At 75.2% G+C, this 8,186-nt stretch carries 5 protein-coding genes; 2 read left to right on the forward strand and 3 right to left on the reverse strand.

The annotated features are described in order from the left end of the window. Positions 1–16: 16 nt before the first annotated feature. Together murD and DT057_RS01065 are read left to right on the forward strand one after the other, a co-directional pair. The gene (murD, locus tag DT057_RS01060) at positions 17–1,405 is read left to right on the forward strand and encodes a UDP-N-acetylmuramoyl-L-alanine--D-glutamate ligase (RefSeq protein ID WP_128560274.1); all 1,389 of its coding nucleotides are present in this window, start codon (positions 17–19) and stop codon (positions 1,403–1,405) included. Positions 1,406–1,555: 150 nt separating this feature from the next. Further along, on the forward strand, positions 1,556–2,395 hold the full coding sequence (locus DT057_RS01065; RefSeq protein WP_128560275.1) for an endonuclease/exonuclease/phosphatase family protein: 840 nt from the start codon (positions 1,556–1,558) through the stop codon (positions 2,393–2,395). Here the strand turns inward: DT057_RS01065 and DT057_RS01070 are convergent. From DT057_RS01070 to DT057_RS01080, 3 genes are all read right to left on the reverse strand, one after another. After that, a complete protein-coding gene (locus DT057_RS01070) occupies positions 2,328–3,764 on the reverse strand; it encodes a phospholipase D-like domain-containing protein (protein ID WP_128560276.1) in 1,437 nt (478 codons plus the stop codon). The genes DT057_RS01065 and DT057_RS01070 overlap by 68 nt on opposite strands. Positions 3,765–3,901: 137 nt before the next feature. Further along, positions 3,902–5,524, reverse strand: coding sequence for an ABC transporter substrate-binding protein (locus DT057_RS01075; protein WP_128560277.1), 1,623 nt, complete (start codon positions 5,522–5,524; stop codon positions 3,902–3,904). A gap of 140 nt (positions 5,525–5,664) precedes the next feature. Next, the gene (locus DT057_RS01080) at positions 5,665–7,992 is read right to left on the reverse strand and encodes a sensor histidine kinase (protein WP_128560278.1); all 2,328 of its coding nucleotides are present in this window, start codon (positions 7,990–7,992) and stop codon (positions 5,665–5,667) included. Positions 7,993–8,186: the final 194 nt, after the last annotated feature.

The following is an 8,186-nucleotide window of genomic DNA, read 5'->3' on the forward strand; positions in this document are numbered from 1 at the left end:
CGCGCGAGCCGACACGATGACACCCTCCACCACCTTCGCGGGCCGGTCCGTGGCCCTGTTCGGGCTCGGCGGCTCCGGCCTCGCCACGGCCCTGAGCCTTCGGGCCGGCGGCGCCCGGGTCGTCGCCTGCGACGACGACCCGGCGCGCATGGCGGCCGCCGGCGAGCAGGACATCGCGACCGCGGACCTGCGCGGGGCCGACTGGTCGGGCTTCGCGGCGCTGGTCCTGTCGCCCGGCGTGCCCCTGACCCATCCGGCGCCGCACTGGACGGTCGGCCTCGCGCGGGCCGCCGGCGTGCCGGTCATCGGCGACATCGAGCTGTTCTGCCGCGAGCGGGCGGCGCGCGCCCCCGGCGCGCCCTTCGTCGCCATCACGGGCACCAACGGCAAGTCCACCACCACGGCGCTGATCGCCCACGTGCTCGCGGCCGCCGGGCACGACGTCCAGATGGGCGGCAACATCGGCACGGCGATCCTGTCCCTGGCGCCGCCCGCCCCGGGACGGGTCCACGTGGTCGAGATGTCGTCGTTCCAGATCGACCTGACGCCGTCCCTCGCGCCCTCCATCGGGGTCCTGCTGAACCTCACGCCCGACCACCTCGACCGGCACGGCGACATGGCCGCGTACGCCGCCATCAAGGAGCGGCTGGTGGCGGGGTCCGACCACGCCGTCGTCGGGGTCGACGACGCCTGGAGCCGGGCGATCGCCGGGCGCCGGGCCGGGCCGCTGACCCGGGTGCATGTCGGGGAGGCCGGCGACGGGCCCGGGCTCCTCGCCCGCCGCGGGGTGATCATCGACGGCCGGGCCGAGCCGGCCGTGCCGGTCGCGGACCTCGCCGGGATCGGCCCGCTGCGGGGCGCCCACAACTGGCAGAACGCCGCCATCGCGTACGCGGTGGCCGCAAACCTCGGGGTCTCGGCCGACGCCTTCGCGCAGGCCCTGCGCGGCTTCCCGGGGCTGGCGCACCGGATGGAGGAGGTGGGCCGGCGCGGCCCCGTCCTATTCATCAACGACTCGAAGGCGACCAACGCCGATTCGGCCGAGAAGGCGCTCTCGGCCTTCCAGTCGATCCACTGGATCCTCGGCGGCAAGCCGAAGGAGGGCGGCATCGCGGCCCTCGCGCCCTACTTCCCGCGGGTCGCCCACGCCTACCTGATCGGGGCGGCGAGCGAGGCCTTCGCCGCCACCCTCGAGGGGCACGTGCCCTTCAGCCGCTGCGGCACGCTGGCGGCGGCGGTGGCGCGGGCCGCGGCCGCGGCCGCCGACGACCGCGCCGGCGAGCCCGTGGTGCTGCTCTCGCCGGCCTGCGCCTCCTACGACCAGTTCCGCAGCTTCGAGGAGCGCGGCGACGTCTTCCGGAGCCTGGTGCGGGCCCTGCCCGGGATCGCGGCGGTGGGGCCCTGAGGGACGAACCATGCCGGGAGCGCCGGGCGCGGCCCCGCGCAGGGCGGTTCCGTCCGGGGCCGGACCGGCGTATGAGTGTGCGCCGCATCACGGCGGCCGGACCCGGCCCGATCGCCATCGTCCCGGCGCAATCCTGCCCTGCATGGTGCCATGCTGAATCACTCCCGCCTCCTGCCCGCCGACGGCACGCCGATCCAGCTGCCGCATCGCGCCGCCCCGCGTAAGATCATCAGCTGGAACCTCCTGCGCCGCACCGGCGCCACGGTCGACGCCCTCGAGGCGCTGATCGCGCAGGAGAAGCCCGACCTGCTGCTGATGCAGGAGGCGACCGTCGACATCACCGAGCTGCAGGGGCGGGTCGGCGGCCACTTCGCCTGGGCGCCGCTGCCGCGGCGCATCCACGGGCTGGCGATGTGGAGCCCGACGCCGTGGGCGAGCCCGCCGCGGGTGATCCCGCTGCCCTCGGGCGCCCTGATCGACCGGGTCTGCCAGGTCCTCGACCTCGGCACATTCGGGGTCGCGAACGTCCACCTGTCGCACGGGCAGGTGCTCAACCGGCGCCAGCTCCGCCGGATCGCCCAGCACCTGCCGGTGCGGGCCGCGGTCCTCGGCGACTACAACATCGTCGGCCCGGCGCTCCTGCCGGGCTTCCGCGACGTGGGGCCGCGCCACCCGACCCACGCCATGGTGGACCTGCTGCCCCTGCGCCTCGACCGCTGCCTCGTGCGCGGCCTGAGCTGCCGCAGCCGCGCGGTGCTGCCCCGGGGCGCCTCCGACCACCGGCCGATCGTGGTGCACCTCGAGCCCGCGTCCCTGCCGGTGCGGCCCGCGCGCGAGCCCCTCCGGCTGCCCGTCGCGACGCTGAGGGCGCAGGCCGAGACGCTCCGGGCCCAGGCCGGAACCCTGCGCGAGCGCGTCGTCCTCAGAGGTAGGGCAGCAGCAGACGCACGCCGGCATCGCGAAGGCGCACCGGCATCGCGCGATCCGTGAGGGCCTCGGGGGTGAGCCGCGCCTCCATCTTGGCCCGCATCAGCCCGTTGAGATCGCGCGCGAAATCCGGGTCGTAGAGCTCGACGTTCAGTTCGAAGTTCAGCCGGAAGCTGCGGCTGTCCCAGTTCGCGCTGCCGATGAAGCACCAGGCGTCGTCGACCACCAGGATCTTGGAATGGTCGAAGGGCGGCCGGTCGAGCCAGATCCGCACGCCCGCGTCGAGCAGCGGCCCGACATGGGCCCGGGTCGCCCAGTCCACGACCCGGTGGTTGCTCTCCTGCGGGATGATCACGTCGACGGTGACGCCCCGGATCGCCGCGAGGCTGAGCGAGGTGAGCAGGAGCTCGCTCGGCAGGAAGTAGGGTGTGGCGAGGCGGATCGAGCGGCTCGCGGTCGCCACCGCCTCCAGCACCACGAACTCGATCTTCTCGATGTCCGAATCCGGGCCCGAGGTCACCACCCGGGCGAGGGTGCCGCCCGCGGGCGGGATCTCGGGAAACCAGCGCCGGCCCTCCAGGTCCTCCCCCATCACGAAGGCCCAGTCGCGGCAGAAGGCCTGGGTCAGCTGGCGCACCACCGGGCCCTCGAGCCGGAAATGGGTGTCGCGCACCGGCTCGGGCGGGTCGTCGGCGACGCGGTTCTCGTCCCCGATGTTGACGCCCCCGACGAAGCCGACGCGCCCGTCCACGATCAGGAGCTTCTTGTGGGTGCGCAGGTTCAGGAACGGCATGCGCCAGGGAAGCGCCGAGTGCATGAACAGGCCGGCGGGCAGGGCCGCCCGGCGCAGGCGCCGGTACATGGCCGGGAAGAAGTAGCCGCTGCCGATGCCGTCGATGAGCACGCAGACCTCGGCGCCCCGGGTCCGGGCCGCCGCGAGCGCGTCCACGAAGGCGCGCCCGGTCGCGTCGTCGCGCATGATGTAGCTCGAGAGCGCCACGCTCTCCCGCGCCCGCCCGATCTCCGCCAGCATCGCCGGATAGGCCTCGTCGCCGTGGCGGAAGCGGGCGATGCGGTTGCCGCCGAGGAGGGGCAGGCCGGTGATCCGGTCGGCGGCCCGCTCGAGGGGCCGGAAGGCCTCCGGCACGGCGGCGGCGGGCGGCTCGGGCGCCCCGGGCCGCGGCAGCGGCAGCACCGGCAGCCGCCGGGCGCGGCGGCTGACCCGGTTGATGCCGAACAGCGCGTAGAGCCCGCTGCCCACCAGGGGCGAGAGCCAGGCGAGGCCGATCCAGCCGATCGCCGCGCCGACCTCGCGCTTGTTCAGGAGGGCGTGGACCGTGACCACGACGGCGAGGACGAGCCCGAGGGGCGCCAGGACGTCCACCCTGATCGAGGTGAACAGCCCCAGCAGGCGGTAGATCTCGTGCTCCACCCGGCCTCCTGCCGCCGCGCTCGCCCCAACCGGGCCGGGATACGGGAAGGCGATCCGGGAATCCACCCGCCCGGCCCCGGGCGCGCCGGCCCGTCCACCGGCGCCGGCCGCGCGCAGGTCCCGCCCGGGCGGTCGCCTCAGGGCGTGTCGCGAAGGCCGACGCCCTGGAACAGGTGGCGGCCGAGCGGGTCCATGCGGTAGCCCGTCACCTCGCGGCGCGCCGCCACGAACACCGCCGAGTGGGCGATCGGCACCCAGGGCGTCTCGCGCTTGAAGATCGCCTGCGCCCGCCGGTAGAGCTCGGCCCGGGCGGCCTGGTCGGTGGTGCGGCGGGCATCCGTCACCAGGGCGTCGAACGCCGGGTCGCACCAGCGGGCGACGTTGCTGCCGCCGGGCCGAGCCGGGATGCAGCCGAGGAGCACGCCCAGGAAGTTGTCCGGGTCGCCGTTGTCGGCGGTCCAGCCGAACAGCGCCAGCGCGGGCACGCCGGCCAGCATCTTGGCCCGGTAGGCGCTCCACTCGTCGGTGACGAGCTTGAGGCGGATGCCGATGCGCGCGAGGTCGGCCTGGATCATGTCGGCGACCCGCCGGCCGTTCGGGTTGTAGGCCCGGCTCACCGGCGGGTACCACAGATCGGCCTCGAAGCCGGAGGCGAGGCCGGCCTCGGCGAGCAGCCGCTGCGCGCCCGCCCGGTCGAGGGGATCGTCGGCGATGGACGGGTCGTGGGCCCAGAGGTTCGGCGGGATCGGGGTGCGGGCCGCCGTCCCGCCGGGCCCGTACACGCCCTCGACGATCGCGGCCTTGTCGATCGCCATCGCGATGGCGTGGCGCACCCGGGGGTCGCTGAAGGGCGGCTTGAGGACGTTGAGCGCGAGGTAGCCGATGTTCAGCTCCTCCTCCCGCATCAGCACCAGGGCCGGATCGGCCTTGATGGCCGCGAGGTCGGCCGGGTTGGGGAAGGCCATCAGGTGGCACTCGCCGGCCCGGAGCTTGGCGAGGCGCACGGCGCCGTTCGGCGTGATGGAGAACACCAGGCTGTCGACCGGCTGGCGTCCGCCCCAGTACTCCGCGAAGGCGCGGTAGCGCAGGGCGACGTCGGGCTGGAAGGCCGCGAAGCTGAACGGGCCGGTGCCGACCGGCTCGCGGTCGATCCGGTCGGGCTCGCCCGCCGCCGTCAGCACGGCGGCGTACTCCGCCGACTGGATGACGCCGAGGGCCATGGCGAGGTTCGGCAAGAAGGTCGCGTCGGCCTCCCGCAGCCGGATGTGGACCGTCCGGTCATCCACCGCCTCGACGGCCTGGATCAGGTCGGGCAGGCCGAGATCGCGGAAATACGCGTACTGCCCGCCGGAGACCGCGTGGAAGGGGTGGTCCGGCTTCCACTGCCGCTCCAGGGAGAAGACCACGTCGGCGGCCCCGAACGGACGGGTCGGCTTGAAGCGGGCGTTGCGGTGGAAGGGCACGTCCCGGCGCAGGTGGAACGTGTAGTCGCGCCCGTCCGCCGAGATGGTCCAGGATTCCGCGAGGGCCGGCCGGATCGTGGTGGTGCCGGGCTCGAAGGCCACCAGGGTGTTGAAGACCGGCCAGGCCGCGTCCATGCCGGTGGTGGTGGTGACGAGCTGGGGGTTCAGCGACTCGGGGTTGCCCTCCGAGCAGAAGACCAGGGTCTTGGCACAAGCCGCCCCCGCGAGGGCGGCGAGCCACCCGGCGGTGAGCAGGAGGGCGCGCCACGCCCCGGTTCCGCGCCGTCTCTCGGGCATCCCGCACTCCCCTCCTGGCTCAGGCCCGCCGGCCCCCGGCCGCCCGGCGGACGCCTCGCCACCCGTCGCGCGCCGGAGCACCGCTCCCGCGGACGCGATCCATACACGCCCGGCCGGCGGATCCGCCAGCCGGCCGCCCCTCACCCGGCCGCGAGGGCGGGGCGCGCCGCCGGCAGGGCCGGGGCGAGGCAGGCCGGGAACTCGACCCGGACCGTGGTGCCGCGGCCCTCCCGGCTCTCGACGGCGATGCGCCCCTGGAGCTGGCCCGTGACCAGGTTGTAGACGATGTGCATGCCGAGGCCCGAGCTGCCGCGGTGGCGGGCGGTGGTGAAGAACGGGTCGAAGATCCGCTCCCGGTCCGCCGCCGCGATGCCGCGGCCGTCGTCGCCCACCTCGAGCCTCACCCAGGCGCCGTCCCGGGAGACCGCGACCCCGATGCAGCCGGGCCTGCCGTCCGCGAAGGCGTGCACCACGGCGTTCTTGACGAGGTTGGTGATGACCTGGGCGAGGGCGCCCGGATGGGTGTCGACCTCGAACTCCTCCGGGGCCTCGAGGTCGAGCCGGTGGCCGCCCCGGCGCAGGAGGGGCCCGAGGCTGCGCAGCAGCTCGCCGAGCCACTCGCGGAGCGGGAAGCGGCGGCGCTCGTCGCTGACCCGGTCGACCGCGACCTGCTTGAAGCTGTGCACGAGGTCCGCCGCCCGGGCGAGGTTGGCGGTGAGCAGGTGCGAGCCCTCCTGCACCCGGTCGACGAAGTGCGTCAGCCGCGAGCGGGAGAGCTGGCCGGCGGCGATCTCGCGGAACTCGCGGGCCTCGTCGCGCACCAGCGTGGCCGTCGTGAGCGCGATGCCGAGGGGCGTGTTGATCTCGTGCGCGACGCCGGCGACGAGCTGCCCCAGGGAGGCGAGCTTCTCGGCCTGGATCAGGTCGGACTGGGTCTGGCGCAGCTCCGCCAGGGTGCGGTCGGCCTCCTCCTTGGCCCGGCGCAGGGCGCGCTCGCGCCGGCCGATCTCGTCCACGAACATGGTGGTGGCCCGGGCCATGTCGCCGAGCTCGTCGCGCCGGCGCACCACCTCGCCGACGTCGCGCCGCGCCGGGTCGGCGGCGAGCGCCAGCATGCTGCGCTGGAGCAGCCGGAGGGGCCCGGTGATCGAGCGGGCCACCGCCAGGGCGGCGGCGGAGCCGAGCACCAGGCCGGCGGCGGCCCCGATCAGCAGCAGGCGGCGGATGAAGGTGCCGAAGCGGTCGGCGTCGTCGATGAAGATCTCGTTGAGGCTCCGTGCCGTCTCGCCGATGGCGGCGGCGAAGCGGTCCATCTCGGCGATGCCCTCGTTCTGGCGCCGCAGGCCGTCGATCGTGGTGCCGAGGCGCTCGCGCCAGCCGTCGATGGCGTCGATCATCTCGCCCTGGATCAGGGGCGAGATCGGCAGGGCGGCGGCGGTCTCGGACAGGCGGCGGCCGTCCTCCAGCATCGCGCCCGCGCTGCCCGGATCGCGGCGGCGCAGGGCCTCGGCGGTGCGCTGCCCGAGCTTCAGCGTCTCGATCGCGATGTTCTGGGTCGCCTGCTCGGTCTCGTTGGACTGCACGGCGTAGGACAGGAGCTGGGTGACCTCGTCGTGGAGCGCGCGCTGGGCCGAGCCGTCGATCTTGAGGATCCGGTCGCCCCACTCGTCGAGGACGTTGACCGGGGAGGGGACCGGCGCGGCGGTGCCGGCGGCCGCCAGGACCCGCGGCTCCTCGCCGGCGCGCCAGCCCTCGTAGGAGGCGGCCAGGATCTGCAGCTCCTCGGCCTCGCGCCCGCGCCCGTCCGCCCGCAGGGCCAGGGCGAGGTCCTGGGCGGCGTTGCGGACCTGGCGCATGCCGGCGGGGCTGGGCTGGGGTGCCCCGCGGCGCAGGGCCTCGATCTCGGCCGCCGCCACGACGGCGCGCAGCTCGTTGACCGCCCCGACCACGTCGCGGACCTGGCGCAGGTGGCGGGCCTTGTCGGTGAGCGAGGCCACGAGGTCGGTGTTGGCGGCGCGCTGGCGGTCCCGGGCCTGGTCGGCGAGGGCGATCAGGGTGTCGGCCCGGGAGGCCATCTCGGCGAGGAGGCCGTCGTTCTCCCGGGTGATCCGCACCAGGCCCTGCATGCGGTCGATGGACGCCTTCAGGGCCGCCCGCGCCGCCTCGATGCGGGACGCCTGGTCGGGCGTGCGGGCGAAGCGGCGCAGGTCGTCGAGGGAGCTCGCGGCCTCCGCGGTCAGGCGGGCGAAGCGCTCGGCGTGGTCGGTGCGCTCCTCGGGCCGCGCGGCGATGAACTCGTCGCGGACGGTCGTCGTCACCGTGAGGATGCGGTAGATCGCGCCCGCCATGACGGCGCCGCCCCGGGCGCGCTCGGCCTCGGCCAGCAGGAGCCAGCCGGCGAGCGCGATCAGCGCCGCGATGGCGATCGGCAGACCGCCGACCAGGATGATCTTTTGGCCGACCCGCATCGTGGCCCTGTTCCACTGCGGGCCCAGACTAAGCATCATTCCGGGTCGATCGCCACCGTGCCGCGGCGGTCCGCGCGGGCACGGACGCGCGGCGCGAACGCGCGGCGCGTCCGCGCAACGCCCTCATGCGGGACGGCGGGAGCCGGCCCGGAGCCGGCCCGTCGCGGCGGGCCGCGAGGCCGGGCCGGCGTGCC

Origin of the sequence: Methylobacterium crusticola (assembly GCF_003574465.1) — a bacterium.
Lineage (GTDB): Bacteria > Pseudomonadota > Alphaproteobacteria > Rhizobiales > Beijerinckiaceae > Methylobacterium > Methylobacterium crusticola.

Coding starts and splice junctions, on each gene's coding strand:
- murD (WP_128560274.1), top strand. CDS start 17: ATGACACCCTCCACCACCTTCGCGGGCCGGTCCGTGGCCCTGTTCGGG.
- DT057_RS01065 (WP_128560275.1), top strand. CDS start 1,556: ATGCTGAATCACTCCCGCCTCCTGCCCGCCGACGGCACGCCGATCCAG.
- DT057_RS01075 (WP_128560277.1), bottom strand. CDS start 5,524: ATGCCCGAGAGACGGCGCGGAACCGGGGCGTGGCGCGCCCTCCTGCTC.
- DT057_RS01080 (WP_128560278.1), bottom strand. CDS start 7,992: ATGCGGGTCGGCCAAAAGATCATCCTGGTCGGCGGTCTGCCGATCGCC.